Source organism: Sphingopyxis sp. Q841 (genome assembly GCF_052384365.1).
Taxonomy (GTDB): domain Bacteria; phylum Pseudomonadota; class Alphaproteobacteria; order Sphingomonadales; family Sphingomonadaceae; genus Sphingopyxis; species Sphingopyxis terrae_A.
This window is the reverse complement of the sequence record NZ_JBQSUM010000001.1, coordinates 108,821-129,181: the sequence shown is the minus strand read 5'-3', so window position 1 is coordinate 129,181 and position 20,361 is coordinate 108,821. Positions and strand designations below refer to the sequence as shown.

Genomic DNA, 20,361 nt, shown 5'->3' with positions numbered 1-20,361 from the left:
GCGCGCCGCGCATTTCCGGCCCTATCCCTGACGAAAGACACGGGAGAGATGCATATGGGAATGCAGGGCCAGCCGCTGCTCGTTACAAGCCTGATCGATCATGCGGCGCGCGAACATGGCGCACGTGAAATCGTCTCGCGCTGGGCCGACGGCAGCATGACGCGGTCGAGCTGGGGCGAGGTCGGCAAGGACGCCCGCCGCTTCGCTGCCGCCATGACGCGGCTGGGGATGACGAAGGGCGACCGTATCGCGACGCTCGCGATGAACCATGGCCATCATCTGGTGAGCTGGTACGGGACCGCCGGCATGGGCGGGGTGCTGCACACGGTGAACCCGCGGCTGTTCGACGAACAGCTTGTCTATATCGTCAATCATGCCGAGGACCGCATTCTCTTCTTCGACGCGGCATTTCTGCCGATCGTCGAACGGCTGCGCGATCAGCTTCCCACCGTCGAGCATTTCGTGCTGTTCGATGCGCCGGCGCGCGACGGCTATCTTTCCTACAAGGATCTGATCGACGCCGAAGACGGCAGCTTCGAATGGGTCGATCTCGACGAGCGCGATCCGGTGGGCCTCTGCTATACCAGCGGAACGACGGGCAATCCGAAAGGCGTGCTCTACGAACATCGCTCGAACGTCATCCATGCGATCACCGAGATTCAACCCGATGTCTTCGACATGTCGAACCGCAGCGTCATCCTGCCGATCGTGCCGATGTTCCACGCCAACAGCTGGGGCATTCCCTTCGCCGCCGCGACGGTGGGGGCGAAGCTCGTCTTTTCGGCGACCAATGATGCGCAGGTGCTCTGCGAACTGATGCACGCCGAAGGGGTGACGCACAGCGCCGGCGTGCCGACGGTGTGGCTCGCGATGTTCGCGCATATGGATGCGACCGGGATCGACTATGGCAAGCTTTACCGCGTCATCATCGGCGGCTCGGCGGCGCCGCGTGCGATGATCGAACGCTTCATGAAGGCGGGGATCGACGTCGGCCACGCATGGGGCATGACCGAAACCTCGCCGATCGGAACGATGGGCAAGCGGCCGTGGAATTGGGACGAAATGAGCTTCGACGAGCGCGTCGATATCGTCTGCCGCCAGGGCTGCCCGCCCTTTGGCGTCGAACTGCGCATCGTCGACGAGGAGGATAATGTCCTGCCGCGCGACGGGGTGACGAGCGGGCGGCTGCAATGCCGGGGCCCCTGGATCATCCAGCGCTATTTCAAGGCTGACGCCGATGCCGCCGACAGCGACGGGTGGTTCGATACCGGCGACGTCTCGGTGATCCATCCCGACGGGGTCATGCAAATCACCGACCGGGCGAAGGATGTCATCAAATCGGGCGGCGAGTGGATTTCGTCGATCGAACTCGAAAATGCCGCGGTGGGCGCCCCCGGCGTTCAGGAAGCCGCCGCGGTCGGCGTATTCCACCCCAAATGGGACGAACGACCGATCCTGCTGATCGTCAGGAAACCCGGCGCCGAGGCGACCGAAGCGAGCATCCTCGATTATCTGAAGGACAAGGTCGCGAAATGGTGGCTGCCCGACGAGATCGTCTTCGTCGAAGAACTGCCGCACACCGCGACGGGCAAGATCCTGAAGCGCCAGATCCGCGACGATTACAAGGATTACAAGCTGAAGTCGTTGGCGGAGGCGTAACCCCCTATGGGTGTCATTGCGAGGCGCGCAGCGACGAAGCAATCTCCAGCCAACCGCGACAGGGCAAGCGAATAACTGGGGATTGCCTCGCTTCGCTCGCAATGACGATTGGCTTTTGCAGCCGGTTAGAACAATTCCATCTGTCCGTCGCGTTCCGGCGGCCTGAACAGGTCGCTGCGGAGCGGCGGAAAGCTTTTGTCGAGGCCATGTTCGCGCGCCGCGCGCTTGACACGGGTGCGGATGAGCTGCGCCCAAACGCCTCGCCCCTTCATGCGGGAAAAATAGTCGGGGTCATTGTCGCGGCCGCCGCGAATGTCCTGCACCATGTGGATCACCTTGGCGGCGCGGTCGGGATAATGGGCGTCGAGCCAGGCGCGGAACAGCGGCGCGACTTCGTGGGGGAGGCGGAGAAGGATATAGGAGGCGCGGATCGCGCCGGCCTCTGCCGCCGCAGCCATGATCGCCTCTATCTCGTGATCGGTAATAGCGGGAATGATCGGCGAGATATTGACCTGCGTCGGGACGCCCGCGTCGATCAGCTTGCGGATCGCCGCGAGCCGCCGCTTGGGATGCGGCGCGCGCGGCTCCAATGTACGGGCGACTGCGGGATCGAGCGTCGTGACCGAAATCGCTACCCCGACCAGATTGTCGCGCGCCATGTCGGCGAGCAGATCGATATCGCGAAGGATGCGATCGGACTTGGTCGTGACGATCAGCGGATGCCGCGTTTCGGCCAGCACCTCGACCACCGCGCGGGTCACGCCCCATTCGCGTTCGATCGGCTGATAGCCGTCGGTGTTGGTGCCGATGGCAAGCGGGGCGGGCACATAGCCGCGCTTGGCCAGTTCCCCTCGCAGCAAGGCGGCGGCATCGGGCTTGGCAAAGAGCCGGCTTTCGAAATCGAGCCCCGGTGACAGGTCGTGGAAGGCGTGGGTGGGGCGCGCGAAGCAATAGATGCAGCCATGTTCGCAGCCGCGATACGGATTGATCGAACGGTCGAAACCGATGTCTGGCGAGTTGTTGCGCGCGATGATCGTCCTGGGATGTTCGACGGTGACGGTGGTGCGCAGCGCCGGCGCGGTGCCGTCGATGTCTTCGGCCGTGTCGAGCCAGTCGCCATCGGCCGCGCGGTCGAGCGATCCGGTCCGCGTCGGGCGGAGGTTGGTCGGGGCGCCGCGGCCTGAAATCGGGGGAAGGGGACGGGTCGGTTCCACTGTCGCAATCTAGTGGAACATCGAGAACATATAAAGAACAAATATCGTCGCCCGCGGGAAGCCGGTGGCGACATTTGGGCTATTCGGTGAGGCGCGGGATCAGGTCGACGAAGTTGCAGGGGCGGTGCCGGCTGTCGAGCTGGCTTTCCAAAATGCCCTCCCAGGCATCGGTGACGGCGCCGGTCGACCCGGGCAGCGCGAAGATATAGGTCCCGCGTGCGACGACGGCGCAGGCGCGCGACTGGATCGTCGAGGTGCCGATCTTCTGAAAGCTGATCCAGCGGAACAGTTCGCCGAAGCCCGGAATATCCTTGCCATCGAGGCGGTGCAGCGCCTCGGGCGTCACGTCGCGGCCGGTCAGGCCCGTGCCGCCGGTCGCAATGACGACATCGACCGCAGGGTCGTCAATCCAGTTGTGCAACCGCGATACGATAAGATCGGTTTCGTCGCGAATGATCGCGCGCGCCGCAAGCTCGTGCCCCGCGCCGGTAAGAAGTTCAGCGAGCTTGTCGCCCGATGTGTCGTCGTCGCTGCTGCGGCTGTCCGAAATCGTCAGTATGGCGATGCGAACGGGCTTGAACGGGCGCGCCGGATCAATCGGCATTGGCGAGACCGGCGGGACCGGCGTAGGTCAGCCGTACCCGGTCCTTGCTGTCGGGAAAGCGCGGCCATTTGCCCTGCGCGAGGGCGGCGCGGCTGATCGACGGCTTGCCCTGTTCGGCTTCGTACATCCAGTAATTGCGTAGCACGATGCCGACATAGGCGCGCGTTTCCCAATAGGGGATCGATTCCATGAAGAGCAGCGGATCGCCATTGTCGCGCACTTCGGTCGACCAGCGCGCAACCGGCGCGGGGCCCGCATTATAGGCGGCGATCACCTTGGGCAGCAGGCCGCCGGTCGACGAATCCTTGCTCAGATACTGCAGATAGCTCTGGCCGAAATCCATATTCACCGCGGGGATGCGCAGATCGGCAGGATTGACGCTTTCGCCCCGCCACCGCGCCAGATCCTTGGCGGTGCCGGGGCGCACCTGCATCAAGCCATAGGCGCCCGCCGGGCTGACCACCGTGCGCTGGAAACGCGATTCCTGCAGCGTGTGGGCAAAGACCAGCGCCGGATCGACCTTCCACCCGCCATTGGGCTCCCAGCGCGGCTGCGGATAACGCGTCGCGGCGGCGAGCTTGCGGCCCCGCGGCGTGTTGTGGGCCAGATAGAGCTGGGTTTCGGGCAGGCTGAGCGCCTGGGCCAGGGCAATGAGCTGTTCGTGCTGGCGCGGGTCGCCGATGCGCGCCTGCTGGCGCAGCAGCGCGTCGGCGTAGCCGTCCTCGCCAATCTCGGCCATCGCAACCGCGGCGCGGACATTGGGCAGTTCCTCGAGCGCGCGGAAGGCGCTGCGGTCGGCGCGGACATTCTCGCGCTGGATATTGGTTTCCAGACCCAGCGTTTCGGCGGCGAGAAGGCCGTAGAAGGTTTCCTCATTGCTCGCCGCGGCGCGCAGGCGCGGCTCGACAAGCTGCGGCTCGCCCGTTGCGATCGCCGCGCGTGAGGCCCAATAATAAGCGGCGGCGCGCTGCTCGCTGTCGGGGGCTTCCTTGGCAACGCGGTCGAAGGCGCCCAGTGCGGTGCGATAGTCGCGCAGGCGCCACGAAGCGAGGCCTTGCACCCACGCGCCCTGCACCGGCCAGGCGCCCTGGCTCGCGCTGCATTCCGCCGCGAGGCGAAGCGCATTGGCGTCGTCATTCTCGATATAATAGGACCAAGCAATCTTCTGCCGCCATTCGTCGCGCGCCTCGGGCGTCAGCTGGTCGGCGACCGCTGCATAGAGCGCCTCGGCGCCAGCGGGATCGTCGTTCTTGATACGGTCCGGGATGGTGCGGGCCAGCCCGGCGGCGACCGGATCGCCGCCCACGCTGTCGGCGCCGAGCCGGCGCGGGGCGCTGCCCGACCAGCTCAGGCGATTCTGGTTGGGCAGGACCGGCACGTCGGTGGCGCCGCGCTTCGCGGCAAGGCTTGCCAGACGGTCGGCCTGCGGCAGTTCGGGCGATCGTGCGAGAACCGGCATAAGGTCCGACACTTCGGCGCGCGGGCTGTTTGCCGCGAGCAGCAATTCGGCGCGCAGGAAATCGTTGAGCGGGCCCTTGTCGGCGCCGTCGAGCATCGATTTCGCATCGGCCCAGCGCTGTCCGCGAATGGCGGTCAGCACTTGCGTGTAGAATTGCTTCTGCTTCGCCGACAGGATTTCGGGCACCGTTTGCGACGGAGCCGAAAAATCGCGATCGGGCGCGTCGGCGGCCATCGCCGGGACGGTTCCGGCCGCAAGGAAAATCAGGATCGAGGCGCCGAGCGCCCATTTCGCTTTTGTCATCTGTCAACGTCCCCGGTTGAGCAGTTTGAGACTATCCCAGGCCGCCGCCTTGTGCGCTGGCCGGGCGAGGAGCATCGCGGGATGCGCGATTGCCACCGCCTCCACTTTGCCGCCATCATGGTTAAGATCGAGTAACTTTCCGCGCACCTCGGAGAGCGGGCGTCCCGTCGCAATGCGCAGCATGTCGCTGCCGACGAGCAGCAACCGCTGCGGCCGCGCCAGCGCGACATGGTGCCGCAGCAGTCGGTCGAGCTCTGCAGCGTCGCTTTCGTCGCAGCGGCCGCCCGCCGGGCGCGTCACTGCGAGGCTGGCGATATAACAGTCGTCGCGCGTCAGCCCGATCGCGCGCAGTATCGCGTCGAGTAACGGACCAGCCGGTCCGGTAAAGAGCGTCCCGTCACGCTGATCATCGACCTCGGGCCACGCGGTGAGGACCATCAGCGCCGAATCCTGCATTCCCTGCGGCAGCACGCGGCGCGCGTCCCACTGGCTGCCGGGCACGTCGGGGTGCTCGGCGAGCCAAAGCTGGAATTCGTCCCATTCGCCCGGCAAGGCGACCGGCCCCTTGGGTTCGTCATTTTGGGGCGCTTCGACGCGCTGGAGCGCGGCGGGCAGCGGGGCGACCTCGGGTTCGGCAAGGACGGGGCTTCGCCGCGGTGCCGCAGCGTCATTGGCGGCAGGCACGTCGAGCCAGCCGGCCGGCACTTCGCCGACCAGCGCATCGACGCCGGCCAGCGACCACCAGTCGCAATAGCTTTCCGCCAGCAAGGCTGAATTCCGCCCACCCATGAAAATGTTGAAACAGGAGGTTGACGCGCGCGTCAATTGGAAGGCATCGCAAATCGTGACAGAATGAGCGCCGCTTACGATGAATGATCGCGGCGGGGACGGCAGAAAGGGCTTTGAGGTGAGCGAACGGGAATCGATGCCTTATGACGTGGTGATCGTCGGGGCAGGGCCGGCGGGCCTTTCGGCGGCGATCCGCCTGAAGCAACTCGCGAACGAAGCGGGCAGTGAGCTGTCGGTCTGCGTGCTCGAAAAAGGGTCCGAAGTCGGCGCGCATATCCTGTCGGGAGCGGTGATCGATCCCAAATCGCTCGACGAGCTGCTTCCCGACTGGCGCGAGCAGGGCTGTCCGCTCGCCGAGGTGCCGGTGAACGATAATCAGCATTGGGTGCTGACGAAGAAGAAGAAAATCTCCGTCCCGCATCTGATTACGCCCGGCTTCATGCACAACAAGGGCACCTATACGGGCAGCCTCGGCAATCTCTGCCGCTGGCTGGCCGAACAGGCCGAAGGGCTGGGCGTCGAAATCTTCCCCGGCTTTGCCGCCGCGGAAATCCTGTACAACGACGATGGGTCGGTGAAGGGCGTCGCCACCGGCGACATGGGCATCGCGCGCGACGGCAGCCACAAGCCCGACTATGCGCCGGGGCTTGAGCTCCATGCGAAATATAGCTTCTTTGCCGAAGGCGTGCGCGGCCACCTGACCAAGATGCTGAAGCCGCAGTTCGCACTCGACGCCGATTGCGAGCCGCAGGTCTATGGCATCGGCATCAAGGAATTGTGGGACATCGATCCCGCAAATCACGCCCCCGGCCGCGTCATCCACACGCAGGGCTGGCCGCTCGATGCCAACGCCAATGGCGGCGGTTTCCTCTATCATCAGGCGAACGGGCAGGTGGCGCTGGGCTTCGTGACCTGGCTCAACTACCGCAACCCGCACATCTCCCCTTTCCAGGAGATGCAGAAGTGGAAGACGCACCCCGAGATCGCGAAGATTTTGAAGGGCGGCAAGCGCATCTCTTACGGCGCGCGCGCGATCAGCGACGGCGGCTACCAGTCGGTGCCGAAGCTCGCCTTTCCGGGCGGCGCGCTGATCGGCGACAGCGCCGGCTTCCTCAACGTGCCGCGCATCAAGGGCACGCACACCTCGATGAAGTCGGGGATGATGGCGGCCGAAGCGGCTTTCGCTGCGGTCAATGCCGGTCGTTCGGGCGATACGCTGACCGCCTATCAGGACGCCTATGACGACAGCTGGGTGAAGAAGGAGCTGAGTGTCGTCCGCAACGTGCTGCCGCTGGTCGAAAAATTCGGCGATCTGGCGGGGACGGTCCTGTCGGGGATGACCATGTGGCTCGAAAGCTTCGGCATCCGCATGCCGTTCACGATGAAGCATCACCCCGACAACACGACGCTCTATCGCGCCGATATGATGCCCAAGCCCGAATATCCGAAGCCCGACGGGGTGCTGACTTTTGACCGGTTGTCCTCGGTGTTCCTCTCCAACACCAACCATGAGGAAGATCAGCCGATCCACCTGCAGCTCAAGGATCCGACGATCCCGATCGAATATAATCTGCCGATGTATGACGAGCCCGCGCAGCGTTATTGCCCGGCCGGCGTCTATGAGGTTGTCGGTCAGGATGAGGGCGAACCGCGCTTCGTCATCAACGCGCAGAATTGCGTGCATTGCAAGACGTGCGACATCAAGGATCCGACCCAGAATATCAACTGGGTCACCCCCGAAGGCGGCGGAGGCCCCAATTATCCCAATATGTAAGTTCGCTCGCCGATCGATTCTTGCGCCGCTGGCGGTCACCCTGATGGTGGCTGCGGCGCCCGCTGCGATGGCGGCGGTCGATCCCGATCAGGCAGCGCTCGACGCGCTTGTCCGGGCGCGGCTTGCCGAAGAAGCAGGCAATCCCGCCGAGGCGCTGGCGGCGCTGCAATCGCTCGCAAGCCAGGCGCCCGATCTGCCGGGCTTGCGCGCCGAAATGCTCGAGCGCGCCATCGACGCCGGCGACCTCATCGCAGCGCGCAGTGCAGCGGCGGCGCTGTGGGCGAGCGGCGAGCAGCGGTTCGACGCGCGGCTCGTGCTCGTCGTCGACGCGATGCGGCGCAGCGACTGGAAGGGCGCGCGCGCCCTTCTGGGGACGGCGCAGGACGACAAGTCGGGCGGCGATGCGATATCGCGCCTGATCGATCCGGCGCTGGGCGCATGGGTCGATGCCGGGCAGCGCGCGCGCCAGCCCGAACGCGCGCTGGTGGCCGCCGCGACGCGCGGGCGCCCCGAACCCGCCTATGCGCTCGAAGCGGCGCTGGTTCAGCTTGCGGCCGGACAAAGTGATGCCGCCGTGGCCGCTGCCCTGGAAACAACCCCGACCGACCGGCTGAGCCAGCTCGTCGCTCTGCGCCTTGTCGCCAGCCTCGATGCCGCCCGGGAGAAGGATGCGGCCCAGACGCTGCGGTCGCGTATCGCCTTGGCGGCGGGTGAGCGCGAGGATCCTTTGCTCTTGCTGCCCGAACAGGCGGTCACCAACCCGCGGGCCGGCGCCGCCCACTGGCTGGCGCTCGTCGCCGATACGCTTGCGCGGTTGCCCAAGAGCAATGCGCGCCTGCCGCTGACCTTCGCGCGCGCCGCGACCTGGCTCAACGATCAGGACTGGACCGCGCGCAGCGCGCTTGCCGACGCCTTGGCGCGCAGCGACCGCGCCGCCGACGGCGCGGCCTTTCTTGGCGAACTGCGCGGACCGTTGCCGCCCGTTCTGCGGATGCGCCTCGCCGAGCTGACGGCAGAGGAGGGCGATCGTGCCGCGGCGGTGAAGATCGCCGAGGAAGCCGTCAAGGGCGATGCGCCGCGCAGCCTGCTCGTCCGTTTCGCCGATCTGGCACGGCAGAGCGACGATGCCGCGGCGGCCGAGCGCGCCTACACGCGGCTCGAAGCCGCGCTCGGCGATGGCGACGACAGCGCACCGCTACGCGCAACGCTGCTTGTGGCGCGCGCCGAACTGCGGCTGCAGGCGAAGGATTGGGACGGTGCGGCGCCGCTGATGCAACGCGCGCTCGCGCTGCGCCCGAACGACCCGACAATCCTGAATTTCGTCGGCTATTCCGCGCTTGAACGGCGGATCGATGTCGATCGCGCGCTCGGCCAGATCGAGGCGGCATGGAAGGCCGAGCCGCAGAATGCGAGCATCACAGATTCGCTCGGCTGGGCTTATTTCCTGACCGGACGCACCGACAAGGCCGTCGAACTGCTCGAACAGGCGCAGCAGGGCGAGCCCGAAAATGCCGTGATCGTCGAGCATCTGGGCGACGCCTATTGGAAGGCGGGGCAACGCTTCCGCGCGCGCTATACGTGGCGCGCCGCGGCGCTGCTCGCCGAAGAGGATATGGCGGCGCGCGTTGCTGCGAAGCTCGAAGGCGGGCTGACGCCGCAAACGACCGCGCCCTGATCGCGCCATGACCCTGTTCCACGAAACCGGCTGGGCAAAGATCAACCTCGCGCTGCACGTCCGGGCGCGGCGCGCCGACGGCTATCACGAGATCGAGACATTGTTCGCGTTCGTCGACGGCGGCGATGCAATTGCGGCGGCGGTGTCGGACGCCGATGAACTGACTATCGACGGACCGTTCGGCGACGGGCTGAGCGCCGGCGCCGACAATCTGGTGCTGCGCGTGCTCGCCTTGCTGCGCGATCGCTATGGTGCGGCTCGCGTGCCGCCGCTTGCCATCCGCCTGACCAAGACATTGCCGGTCGCGGCGGGGATCGGTGGCGGATCGGCCGATGCGGCGGCGATGGCGCGGCTGGTGCGGGCGCATTTTCTGCCCGATGTCGGCGAAACCGCGCTGGCGCGGCTCGTCGCTACGCTCGGCGCCGATATCGCCGCCTGCGTCGCCAGTGCGACCTGCCTCGGCGTCGGGACCGGCGCCGAATTGAGCCCGGTGCCCGAACTGGCGCTGGGCGGGACTCCGGTGCTGCTGATCAATCCGCGCGCACTCGTCGCGACCGGGCCGGTGTTCGCGGCCTGGGACGGCACCGATCGCGGCCCGCTGTTCACCGGCGCAGACCTGCGCGCGCAATTGTTTGCGGCGCGCAATGATTTGCAGCGCCCGGCGATCGCGCAATGCCCGGCGATCGCCGACATATTGACCGAGCTTGGCGGGCTGGGCCCGTGGCTCGCGCGCATGTCGGGATCGGGGGCAACCTGTTTCGCGCTGTTCGACGCGCCCGCCGAACGCGATGCCGCAGCGGCGGCAATCGCCGTGCGCCATCCCGGCTGGTGGCAGATGACGGGGGCGCTGCGATGAGCGAGGCGTGGCAACAACTAGGTACGCCGCGCGTCGGCGGGGTGCTTTTGATCGGCGATCATGCGTCGGCGGCCGTGCCGGCGGACATCGACCTCGGCATCGACCCCGCGCTGCTGTCGCAGCATATCGCGATCGACATCGGCGTTGCGGAAGTCGCGGCGTTGCTCGTCCGGAACGGCGCGGTCGACGCGGCGATTTTGGGCGGCGTGTCGCGGCTGGTCGTCGACTGCAATCGCGACGAGGATGCGCCGGGCGCGGTGCCGATCGCCAGCGACGGCCATGCGATCCCCGGCAACGCGCTCGATCATGCCGGACGCGAGGCACGGATTGCGCGCTTTTTCCGCCCCTATCACGATCATATCGCGGCGGTGATCGCCGCGCACCGGCCCGCGATGATCCTTTCGCTGCACAGCTTCACCCCCACGCTCGCCAGCGATCCGGCGCAGGCGCGGCCGTGGCATGTCGGCGTTCTCTATAACGAGGACGCGCGGTTGGCGCCCGCAGCGATCGCAGCGTTCGGCGACGAGGGGCTGATCGTCGGCGACCAGCTTCCCTATTCGGGCAAGCTGCTCAACGCGACGATGAACCGCCACGCCGAGGCGAATGACATCCCCTATGTCGGGATCGAGATGCGGCAGGACCTGGTCGGCGATCCGGCGGGGCATGCGCTCTGGGCGCAGCGGCTGTCCAATATGGGCCGGAAACTGGGTTTGATTCTACCGCGTTAGGCGTGTAGAGGCGCCTTCTGTCGCTATTTTATGAAATAAAATTATCAGAAAGACGCTAAAATGCCTTCTTATCGTTCGCGAACCACCACCCACGGCCGCAACATGGCGGGCGCGCGCGGCCTGTGGCGCGCAACGGGAATGAAGGACAGCGACTTCGGCAAGCCGATCATCGCGGTGGTCAACAGCTTCACCCAGTTCGTGCCCGGCCACGTCCACCTCAAGGATCTGGGGCAGATGGTCGCGCGCGAGATCGAAGCGGCGGGCGGTGTCGCCAAGGAATTCAACACCATCGCAGTCGATGACGGCATCGCGATGGGGCATGATGGCATGCTCTATTCGCTGCCGAGCCGCGACCTGATCGCCGACAGCGTCGAATATATGGTCAACGCGCACTGCGCCGACGCGATGATCTGCATCTCCAACTGCGACAAGATTACGCCCGGGATGCTGATTGCGGCGCTGCGGATCAATATTCCCGTGGTGTTCGTGTCGGGCGGGCCAATGGAGGCCGGTAAGGTGGTGCTGAAGGGCAAGGAGGTCGCGCTCGACTTGGTCGATGCGATGGTCGTCGCAGCCGACGAAGCCTATAGCGACGAAGAGGTTGCGGCGGTCGAACGGTCCGCCTGTCCGACCTGCGGCAGCTGTTCGGGCATGTTTACCGCCAATTCGATGAACTGCCTGACCGAAGCGCTGGGCCTGTCGCTGCCCGGCAATGGATCGCAGCTCGCGACGCATGCCGATCGCAAGGCGCTGTTCCTGCGCGCCGGCGCGATGATCGTCGACATGTGCCGCCGCTATTATGAAGAAGGGGACGAGCGGGTATTGCCGCGCAGCATCGCGAGTTTCGAGGCGTTCGAAAATGCGATGAGCCTCGACATCGCGATGGGCGGATCGACGAACACCGTGCTCCACCTGCTTGCCGCCGCGCATGAGGCAGAGGTCGATTTCACGATGGACGACATCGACCGGCTGTCGCGCCGCGTGCCGTGCCTGTCGAAAGTCGCGCCTGCGAAGAGCGACGTCCATATGGAGGATGTTCACCGCGCGGGCGGGATCATGGCGATCCTTGGCGAACTTGAACGCGCGGGGTTGCTCCACGCGCATCTGCCGACGGTGCACAGCGCGACGCTGGGCGACGCGCTCAATAAATGGGACATTGCGCGCACCAACGATCCGGCGGTGCAGACCTTCTATCTCGCGGCGCCCGGCGGCGTGCCGACGCAGACGGCGTTCAGTCAGGATCGGCGCTGGGATTCGCTCGACCTCGACCGCGAAAATGGCGTGATCCGCTCAGCCACCCACGCGTTCAGCAAGGATGGCGGCCTCGCCGTGCTATCGGGCAATCTTGCGCTCGACGGCTGCATCGTGAAGACCGCCGGGGTCGACGAGAAGATTCTGAAATTCGCCGGCCCGGCGAAGGTCTATGAAAGCCAGGATGCGGCGGTAGCGGGCATTTTGACCGGACAGGTCGAGGCGGGCGACGTCGTCGTCATCCGCTACGAAGGGCCCAAGGGCGGGCCGGGGATGCAGGAAATGCTCTATCCCACGAGCTACCTCAAATCGAAGGGGCTGGGCGCTGCCTGCGCGCTGATCACCGACGGGCGTTTTTCCGGCGGCACGTCGGGGCTGTCGATCGGCCACGTGTCGCCCGAGGCGGCCGAAGGCGGCACGATCGGACTGGTCGAAAATGGCGACAGGATCGAGATCGACATCCCGAGCCGGACAATCACGCTGGCGGTGTCCGAGGCCGAACTGGCGGCGCGCCGCGCCGCGATGGACGCCAAAGGTGAGGCTGCCTGGCAACCCGAAAAGGCGCGCCCGCGCAAGGTTTCGGTAGCACTTCAGGCCTATGCTGCGATGACGACGAGTGCGGCGCGCGGCGCCGTGCGCGACCTGTCGCAGTTGAAGGGCAAGGGATGAAATCTATCGCGGGGGCAGGGCTGCTGCTCGTTCTGGCGGGCTGCAATGCCGGTCCCGACAATGGCGCGCTGGCAGAGGCCGAAGCGCAGGGGTCGAAGGACGCCGCGATCAGCGGACGGATCGACTGCGCGCTTGGCGGCGCCAAGCTGTTCGACCGCACCTGCACCATCGCCGAAATGAGCAGCGCCGACGGCACCATCCTGATCGTCGGCCGCAGCGACAGCGGCTACCGCCGCCTGCAGGTGACAACCGATGGCCGCGGGGTCGTTTCGGCCGATGGCGTCGATCCGGCGAAGGTGACGGTGATCGGCGACGGGATGATCGAGGTTGCGGTTGGCCCCGACCGCTACCGGCTGCCTGCCAACACCGGCGGAGCGAAGTAGCGCGACTTTTCCCGCTCGCATGGTAGGTAAGGGCATGTCCGTTCCCGCCGATGCACCGATCCTGACCGCTGCCGCGATGCGCGAGGCCGAGACCGCGACGGTGCGCGCGGGCGTGTCGCTTGGGGATTTGATGGAGCGCGCGGGCGCTGCGGTCGCCGATCTCGCCTGGCGCATGATGGCAGGCGCGCCGATCCTGATCCTTTGCGGGCCGGGCAATAATGGCGGCGACGGATATGTCGCGGCGCGCCGGCTCAAGGCGCGCGGCGCGGCGGTGAGGGTTGCCGCGCTTGGCCTGCCCACCACCGATCTGGCCAAGGCCGCGCGCGATGCCTGGGACGGACCCGTCGAAAGCCTGAGCGACGAAACGGCTGCGGCGCCATTGATCGTCGACGCGCTGTTCGGCGCCGGGCTGACGCGGCCGCTGGCCGATGATCTGGCAGCGATGTTGCGGCGCTTTTCCGGGCGGCGGATATTGTCCGTCGATGTGCCGAGCGGGGTTGCGAGCGATGGCGACGCCGACTGGCTGCCGCCGCTCGCTGCCGACGTGACGTTGGCGCTCGGCGCGCTCAAGCCCGCGCATGTGCTGCTGCCGACCGCACCCGGCTGCGGGCGCTGTCTGCTGGCACCGATCGGGATTGCGGCCGGCCGCCATATGCAGACGCTGCCTGCTCCGACGCGCGGGGCGCCCGCCGCCGATGCGCATAAATATAGCCGCGGCATGGTCCTGGTCGCGTCCGGTCCGATGCCGGGCGCGGCGGCGCTGAGTGCGTCGGCGGCGCTGCGCGCCGGGGCGGGCTATGTCGTGCTCGAAAGCGATCGCCCGGCGCCGCTGTCGGCGATCATCGCCGAAGAGGGCGACGCCTTTGCCCGGCGGCTCGGCGATCCGCGTGTCGGCGCGTTCGTCATCGGCCCCGGCTTTCCCGCCGGCGATGCACTCGATGAACAACTGGCCGCCGCGCTGGCAAGCCGGACGCCGGTGGTGCTCGATGCGGCGGCGATCCCGGCCGCGCTTCCGAATCTCGAAGGCGGAGACAGGAGCGCGATCCTGACCCCGCACGCGGGCGAGTTCGCGCGCGCCTTTCCGGAAGCGACCGGCAGCAAGATCGACCGAGCGCGTGCCGCGGCGGCACGGGCGCGCTCCGTCGTGATCTACAAGGGCGCCGACACGGTGGTCGCCGCGCCCGATGGGCGGATATGCGCGGCCTGGCCCGGGAGCCCCTGGCTTGCGACGGCGGGGACCGGCGATGTCTTGGCGGGGGCGTGCGGCGCGATGCTGGCGCGCGGCGGCGACCCCTTCGATGCCGCGGTCGCAGCCGTCGGCTGGCATATTGCGCAGGCGCGGCGTATAGGCGGCGGCCTTGTCGCCGACGATCTTGTTGCCGCGCCGTTCTGACGAAAGCTATACCCGTGACCGAAACCGACCTGATTGTCCGCATCGCCGCGCGCGGCGACGGCGTAACCGCCGACGGTCGCCATGTCGCGGGCGGGGTTCCGGGCGACAAAGTGGCCGCCGACGGAACGCTCGTCGCCGGGCCGAACCACGCGGTTCCGGTCTGCCGACACTTCGGCAAATGCGGCGGCTGCCAGCTCCAGCATGTCAGCGAGGCGGCGCTTGCGGATTTCGTGCGCGAGCGCGTTGCCGGGGCGCTCGCCGGTCAGCAGGTGACGGCGGGCGATGTCCGCCTCGCGCGTCTGTCGCCGCCCCATAGCCGCCGCCGCGCGGTCCTCACCGCGATCAAGGCGGGCAGACAGGTCGCGATCGGCTTCAACGCCGCGCAGAGCAATCAGATCGTCGACATGCGCGAATGTCCGTTGCTCGCGCCCGAACTCTTCGCGCTGATCGCTCCGATCCGCGATCTGCTCGGACTCATCGCGCCGCAGCGGCGCCCGGTGAAGGTCAAGCTGCAACGGCTCGATCAGGGCGTCGAACTCATCCTCGAAGGCGTGAAGGCCGAGGGGCTCGATGCCGCGATGGCGCTGCAGGATTTTGCCGGCGCCCATGCGCTCGCGCGGTTCGCCATCGATCAGGGCGACGGGCTCGAAATCCTGTGGCAACCCGAACCGCCGACGGTGTGCTTCGGCGACATTGCCGTGGAAGTGCCGCCCTTTGCCTTTCTGCAGGCGACGACTGCGGGCGAAGCGGCTCTGCTCGGCGCGGTGCGCGAGGCAATCGGCGATGCGCCTGCGGTGGCCGATCTGTTCGCGGGCGTGGGCACCTTCGCGCTATCGGTGCAGGCGGGACGGAAAGTCTACGCCGCCGAGGGCGCGCGCGATGCGATCGCTGCGCTGACGGGGGCCGCAAACCGCGCGCGGGCGCTGGTCGCGACCGAGCATCGCGACCTGTTCCGGCGGCCGCTGGTGCCTGCGGAGCTCGACCGCTTCGGCGCCGTGATCCTCGACCCGCCGCGCGCCGGCGCCGAGGAGCAGGTGAAGCAGCTTGCCGCCGCGGCGACGCCCGTGATCGCTTATGTCAGCTGCAATCCGGCGAGCTTTGCCCGCGACGCGAAGTTGCTTGTCGCGGGCGGCTATCGACTCGACTGGGTGCAACCCGTCGGCCAGTTCCGCTGGTCGACCCATGTGGAACTGGCCGCGCGGTTCAGTCGCTGATCAATGCAGCACGAAACCCATGAAGGCATGCAGACATAGCGCGATCAGCGCGAGACTGGCGAGCGCGAAGATGGCAAAGCGCCACATCACGCGGTTGACCGTCGCCTGCACAATGCTGTGGACGATACGCAGGCCGACATAGGCCCAGGCGATCTGGGCATTCAGCCCGCCGCCCATGCCGCCGACCGCGAGCGCTAGCGCGACGGCATAGAAGACCGTCGGCTGTTCCATCAGATGGTTATAATTATGGGCTTTCCACTGCACCTCGGGCGGAAGCACCTCGTCGAGCCCGCGCCCGGTCGTACCGACCAGATTCTTCGCGTCGATCTTGGCGCGGTTCATCGCGGGGATGCGCGTCGCATACATCCACACCCACATGACCATCGACCAGAGCGCGAGCGTCGCGACCGGCCCCAATATTGCATTCGTGTCCATGATATCCCCCTCAGCCCAAGGTTGCGATAACGGCCAGCACCGACAGCGCGAGCAGGCAGAATGTCGATAGTGCAAACAGCGCGAAACGCACCGGAACCCGGTTGACCGTCGCCTGCCACAGGCTGTGCACGATGCGCAGCACGACATAAGCCCAGGCAAAGCCCTGCGTCAGCGCCGTGTCACCACCCGACAGGTGCAGAAAGACGATCACCGCATAGAAGAGCGTCGGCTGTTCGAGCAGATGCGTGTAATTGTGCGATTTCCAGTTCACGCCGGGCGGCAACACCGGCTCCAGATCGGCGCCGCGACCGCCGGGCTGCGCCGTTTTGACGTCGATTCCGGCCTTCGCCATCGCCGGGAAGCGCGTTGCCGCAACCCAGACGAGCATGATGAGCGTCCAAAGCACGAGCACCGCGCCGGCCGCCAGCAGATTTCCTGGCATAAAGTCCCCCTTGTCCTCGCGGCTCGTTCACGACCTGGCCGCCTGCGCGCGATGCTAGGGCGTGCGTCGCAATATGCAACGGAAACTGATGTCAGGGAGCGCCGCGCGCCAATTCGTCGCGGATCGCGGCTCCGTCGCCGTCGATCCGCGGCGCGAAGCGGGGTTCGACATGCGGCGCGGCGCCATAGCGCACGGGCGAGCGCATCTCGAAAAAGGAGCCGACGTCGGGATGCTCGCGTCGGCGAAAGAAGCCCGAGGCGCGCAAATGCGGATCGTCGATCACATCGTCGAGATCGCGCGCCACCATCGCCGGGATATCGTTGGCGGCAAAGATTTCCAGCCATTCGGCACTGGTCTTCGCCGGCGTCTTGCGCGCGATTTCGGCATAGACGAGCGACATATGGGTTCCGGCGGCGCGCGCCGCCTCGAACGCCGGACTTACGAGCAGCGCCTCGCTGCCCAGCAAGGTCATCAGCCGCGCGGTCGATTCGGGCGTATAGGGTACGATCGCCAGATAGCCGTCGGCGGTGGGGAAGGGCTGGCGGCTCGGATCAAGCTGGCGCGGATAGCCGGCAGGTCCGATCGGCGGGTCGAGCGCGGCATCGCGCAGATGTTCGGTGAGCATGAAGGCCGCGAAACATTCGAACATCGGGACTTCGACGGCCTGGCCTTCGCCAGTGCGCAATTTGTGGACCAGCGCGGCGAGAATCGCCTGCGCGCCGAACTGGCCTGCGATCTTGTCGGCGATCAGCGAGGGAAAATAGCGGGGCCGCGGGTCGCCATCGACGCGCGGCAAGAGGCTGGTCGTCCCCGTCGCCGCCTGGATGACGTCGTCATAAGCCTGGAGGTCGGCATAGGGGCCATTCTGGCCGAAGCCGGTGCCATGGACGTAGATGATATCGTCCTTCAGCGCCTTGCAACTCGCATAGTCGAAACCGAGCCGCTCGATCGCCTTGCTGCGGACGTTGTGGAAGAAGACGTCAGCCCCGGCTATCAGATCGCGCAGCACGGCGGCATCGGCGGGCTGCTTGAGATCGAGCGCGATCGAGCGCTTGCCGCGATTGACGGTCAGATGGATCGATCCCATCGTCGGGTCGCTGCGCGCGGACCCCAGATAGCGCGATACGTCGCCGAGGCCCGGGGCCTCGACCTTGATGACCTCCGCTCCAAGATCGGCGAGCATCTGCGTGGCATAGGGGCCGAAGATGACCGTGGTCAGGTCGATGATGCGGATGCCTGACAACATGGTCATGCCCGCGCGCGCCTTGCCTGCGCACGCCGCCATCTCGATCGTGCTGATGACGTCCGCATTGCTTGTCCTCCCATCTGCTTTGCGCCGCCACGATAGAATGGTTGCGGAACAAAACGGAAGGGCAAATCCGCCAGCAGATCAATTGTCTATTGCGAGCGGAAGGTCGATGGTCGCGGCGAAGCCCTCACTGTCGCGGGCAAAGTGCAAGCGTCCGCCGATCGCCCGGACCGCGCGGTCGGTGATCGCCAGCCCGAGCCCCGCACCGTCGCCGCCGCGTGCGCTATCGCCGCGGGCGAAGGGGCGCAGCATCGCGTCGGCCTGGCCGGCGGACAGCCCCGGCCCGGCATCGCGGACCACGATGCGCAGCCGGTCGCCCGCGATCCGGGCGGTAAGCGATATCGGTGCGGCGCCGTGGCGTAGCGCGTTGCCGAGCAGGTTGGCGACAGCACGGGCCAGCGCGTGCGGGCGCGTACGGATGACGATATTGTCGCCGAGCGATATTGTCGCGCCGTCCGTTGCCCCGCAATCGGCGACGATCTGGCGCAGCAGCGGCGCGAGATCGGTGCGCGCGATCGTTTCGGATTCGAACCCCCGCGCGAAATCGAGAAATTGGCCGAGCATGGCTTCGATGCGGTCGACCTGCCGCACCGCGACATTCTTGAGCTCGTCGTCGCCGCGGATCATCTCGAGCGACAGGCGAAGACGGGTAAGCGGGGTGCGCAGGTCGTGACTGACGCCGCCCAGCATCAACGCGCGGTCGGCATCGTTGCGGGCCAGGCGCTGGGTCAGCCGGTTGAAGGCGGTCGCAACCGCCGCGACCTCGGCCGGGCCGTCGATCGCAACGGGCGGCGACAGGCGTTCGGGGTCATAGGCGTCGACCGAAGCGGCGAGACGGCGCAGCGGGCGATCGAGCCGGCGCTGCAGGAACAGGCCGGCGATTGTCGCGACGAGGAAGGCCGCTGCAAGCGCGGCGAGCAGGCTGGTCATCGCGCTGCGCCGACGCGGCGGTGTCACGCTGACCCAATAATCATCGGGGCCGAGCGCAAGCCTGATCCACAGCCGCCCGCGCGTGTCGGTAATCCAGTCGAGCTTGTGCTGTGTCGTCAGGCGCGCGGCGAGCGCCCGCATGAACCTATATTCGATGAAGGTGGGAAAACGCTGCCCGTCGGTCGGGGGAGCGGAAACGGGGCGGATCAGCAAATGCGATCCGTCGCTGAGGCCAGCGATCACGGCTGCGCGGCGATCGGCGGGCAGATTTCCCACTGTCGTCGACAGCGCGTGGATCATGTCGGCGGTCACGTCGGCGACGCGTGTCGTTTGCGGGCCGATCACCCATATCTGCACCAGCAGGCCCGCGAGCAGTTGACCCGCGAGCACGACGCCGATCAGCATCGCGACGTTGCGACTGAACAGCCGCCTAAGCATCGGTGCCCGGCGCCAGCACATAGCCGACGCCCCATATCGTCCGGATGAAGCGGGGATTGGCGGCATCATCGCCAATCGCCTTGCGGAGACGGCCGATCTGCACGTCGATCGCCCGGTCGGTCACTTCGGCGTCGCGCCCGAGCGCGCGGTCGATCAACTGCGCGCGGCTGAGCGGCCGTCCGGCGCTCCGCGCGAGCGCGGCGAGCAGTGCGAATTCGCGCGACGAGAGCGTCAGCGCCTGATCTTCGCGGCGCACCGACATGGCGGAAAAGTTGATGACGAAGGGCCCGATGGTCACCACCTCATCGCGCAGCGTTGCCCGGTCAGTCGAAAGACGGCGAAGCAGCGCATTGATGCGCGCGACCAATTCGCGCGGGAGAAAGGGTTTGCCGAGATAATCGTCGGCGCCCATTTCCAGGCCGAGCACGCGATCGACCGGATCGCCGCGCGCGGTCAGCATGATGATCGGGATCGTCTCGTCGCGCTCGCGCAGCCGGCGCACGATCGCCAGCCCGTCTTCGCCCGGCATCATCAGATCAAGCACGATCAGATCGGCCGGATCGCGCGTCAGGCTGATATCCATCGCCTTGCCGCCGTCGGCCGCGCGTACGGCAAAACCATGCTCGGCCAGAAAGCGCTGGAGCAATGCGCGCAGTTCGGGATCGTCGTCGACAATCAGGATGCGGGGTGCCTTGGCGTCCATGGACCCGACATGCCAGCCCGGTGGCACCGTCGCCAGAGCCAAAGATGTGACAAAGCATGTCGAAGCGGCACCTGTGTCGCATTTTGCCGCACAGTCGCGTTTGGCCGACATCGCCGCGATACAGGGCAGGGGC

General features: G+C 66.8%; 18 protein-coding genes. 9 read left to right on the top strand and 9 right to left on the bottom strand.

The annotated features are described in order from the left end of the window. Window positions 1–54: 54 nt before the first annotated feature. Window positions 55–1,659: a long-chain fatty acid--CoA ligase gene (locus ACT17R_RS00650; protein WP_409372271.1), complete on the top strand. Its 1,605-nt coding sequence runs from the start codon at window positions 55–57 to the stop codon at window positions 1,657–1,659. 125 nt (window positions 1,660–1,784) lie between these two features. On the opposite strand, the gene ACT17R_RS00645 is transcribed toward ACT17R_RS00650, so the two are convergent. From ACT17R_RS00645 to ACT17R_RS00630, 4 genes are all read right to left on the bottom strand, one after another. Next, window positions 1,785–2,873: a PA0069 family radical SAM protein gene (locus ACT17R_RS00645; protein ID WP_444808796.1), complete on the bottom strand. Its 1,089-nt coding sequence runs from the start codon at window positions 2,871–2,873 to the stop codon at window positions 1,785–1,787. 79 nt (window positions 2,874–2,952) lie between these two features. Next, a complete protein-coding gene (gene moaB, locus ACT17R_RS00640; protein ID WP_062902621.1) occupies window positions 2,953–3,477 on the bottom strand; it encodes a molybdenum cofactor biosynthesis protein B in 525 nt (174 codons plus the stop codon). Continuing rightward, window positions 3,467–5,239: a lytic transglycosylase domain-containing protein gene (locus tag ACT17R_RS00635; protein WP_444808795.1), complete on the bottom strand. Its 1,773-nt coding sequence runs from the start codon at window positions 5,237–5,239 to the stop codon at window positions 3,467–3,469. The genes moaB and ACT17R_RS00635 overlap by 11 nt, the downstream gene beginning before the upstream one ends. 3 nt (window positions 5,240–5,242) lie before the next feature. After that, window positions 5,243–6,028: a uracil-DNA glycosylase family protein gene (locus ACT17R_RS00630; protein ID WP_444808794.1), complete on the bottom strand. Its 786-nt coding sequence runs from the start codon at window positions 6,026–6,028 to the stop codon at window positions 5,243–5,245. Between the two features lie 118 nt (window positions 6,029–6,146). Here ACT17R_RS00630 and ACT17R_RS00625 point away from each other — a divergent pair, with 118 nt between their 5' ends. Genes ACT17R_RS00625 through ACT17R_RS00590 form a run of 8 tightly spaced genes read left to right on the top strand, consistent with a single transcriptional unit; the run spans window position 6,147 to window position 15,971 of the window. Beyond that, entirely contained in the window at window positions 6,147–7,802 is a 1,656-nt protein-coding gene (locus tag ACT17R_RS00625) for an electron transfer flavoprotein-ubiquinone oxidoreductase (protein WP_062903235.1), read from the top strand. 43 nt (window positions 7,803–7,845) lie between these two features. Next, window positions 7,846–9,477 carry a tetratricopeptide repeat protein gene (locus tag ACT17R_RS00620; RefSeq protein WP_444808793.1) on the top strand — a complete coding sequence of 544 codons (1,632 nt, stop codon included), beginning with the start codon at window positions 7,846–7,848 and terminating at the stop codon, window positions 9,475–9,477. A gap of 7 nt (window positions 9,478–9,484) precedes the next feature. Beyond that, entirely contained in the window at window positions 9,485–10,333 is an 849-nt protein-coding gene (locus ACT17R_RS00615) for a 4-(cytidine 5'-diphospho)-2-C-methyl-D-erythritol kinase (protein WP_444808792.1), read from the top strand. Beyond that, on the top strand, window positions 10,330–11,061 hold the full coding sequence (locus tag ACT17R_RS00610) for an N-formylglutamate amidohydrolase (protein ID WP_444809382.1): 732 nt from the start codon (window positions 10,330–10,332) through the stop codon (window positions 11,059–11,061). Before ACT17R_RS00615 ends, ACT17R_RS00610 begins: the two co-directional genes overlap by 4 nt. 60 nt (window positions 11,062–11,121) lie before the next feature. Further along, the gene (gene ilvD / locus ACT17R_RS00605) at window positions 11,122–12,981 is read left to right on the top strand and encodes a dihydroxy-acid dehydratase (RefSeq protein WP_444808791.1); all 1,860 of its coding nucleotides are present in this window, start codon (window positions 11,122–11,124) and stop codon (window positions 12,979–12,981) included. Beyond that, window positions 12,978–13,364, top strand: a complete 387-nt coding sequence (locus ACT17R_RS00600; protein ID WP_444808790.1) for a hypothetical protein — start codon at window positions 12,978–12,980, stop codon at window positions 13,362–13,364. Before ilvD ends, ACT17R_RS00600 begins: the two co-directional genes overlap by 4 nt. Window positions 13,365–13,398: 34 nt before the next feature. Further along, window positions 13,399–14,757, top strand: a complete 1,359-nt coding sequence (locus tag ACT17R_RS00595) for an NAD(P)H-hydrate dehydratase (RefSeq protein ID WP_444808789.1) — start codon at window positions 13,399–13,401, stop codon at window positions 14,755–14,757. 14 nt (window positions 14,758–14,771) lie between these two features. Continuing rightward, window positions 14,772–15,971 carry a class I SAM-dependent RNA methyltransferase gene (locus tag ACT17R_RS00590; protein ID WP_186402076.1) on the top strand — a complete coding sequence of 400 codons (1,200 nt, stop codon included), beginning with the start codon at window positions 14,772–14,774 and terminating at the stop codon, window positions 15,969–15,971. Here the strand turns inward: ACT17R_RS00590 and ACT17R_RS00585 are convergent, their stop codons facing one another. The 5 genes from ACT17R_RS00585 to ACT17R_RS00565 all read right to left on the bottom strand — a co-directional run bounded on the left by ACT17R_RS00585 (window position 15,972) and on the right by ACT17R_RS00565 (window position 20,228). Continuing rightward, window positions 15,972–16,406, bottom strand: coding sequence for an MAPEG family protein (locus ACT17R_RS00585; protein WP_003043707.1), 435 nt, complete (start codon window positions 16,404–16,406; stop codon window positions 15,972–15,974). It lies immediately after the preceding gene. A gap of 10 nt (window positions 16,407–16,416) precedes the next feature. Continuing rightward, window positions 16,417–16,848: an MAPEG family protein gene (locus ACT17R_RS00580; protein WP_058811540.1), complete on the bottom strand. Its 432-nt coding sequence runs from the start codon at window positions 16,846–16,848 to the stop codon at window positions 16,417–16,419. A gap of 91 nt (window positions 16,849–16,939) precedes the next feature. Continuing rightward, complete coding sequence (locus ACT17R_RS00575) at window positions 16,940–18,100, bottom strand: CaiB/BaiF CoA transferase family protein (protein ID WP_444808788.1); 1,161 nt, start codon at window positions 18,098–18,100, stop codon at window positions 16,940–16,942. A gap of 138 nt (window positions 18,101–18,238) precedes the next feature. Next, window positions 18,239–19,525: an ATP-binding protein gene (locus tag ACT17R_RS00570; RefSeq protein ID WP_444808787.1), complete on the bottom strand. Its 1,287-nt coding sequence runs from the start codon at window positions 19,523–19,525 to the stop codon at window positions 18,239–18,241. After that, window positions 19,518–20,228, bottom strand: coding sequence for a response regulator (locus tag ACT17R_RS00565; protein WP_062902611.1), 711 nt, complete (start codon window positions 20,226–20,228; stop codon window positions 19,518–19,520). Before ACT17R_RS00565 ends, ACT17R_RS00570 begins: the two co-directional genes overlap by 8 nt. Window positions 20,229–20,361 lie beyond the last annotated feature (133 nt).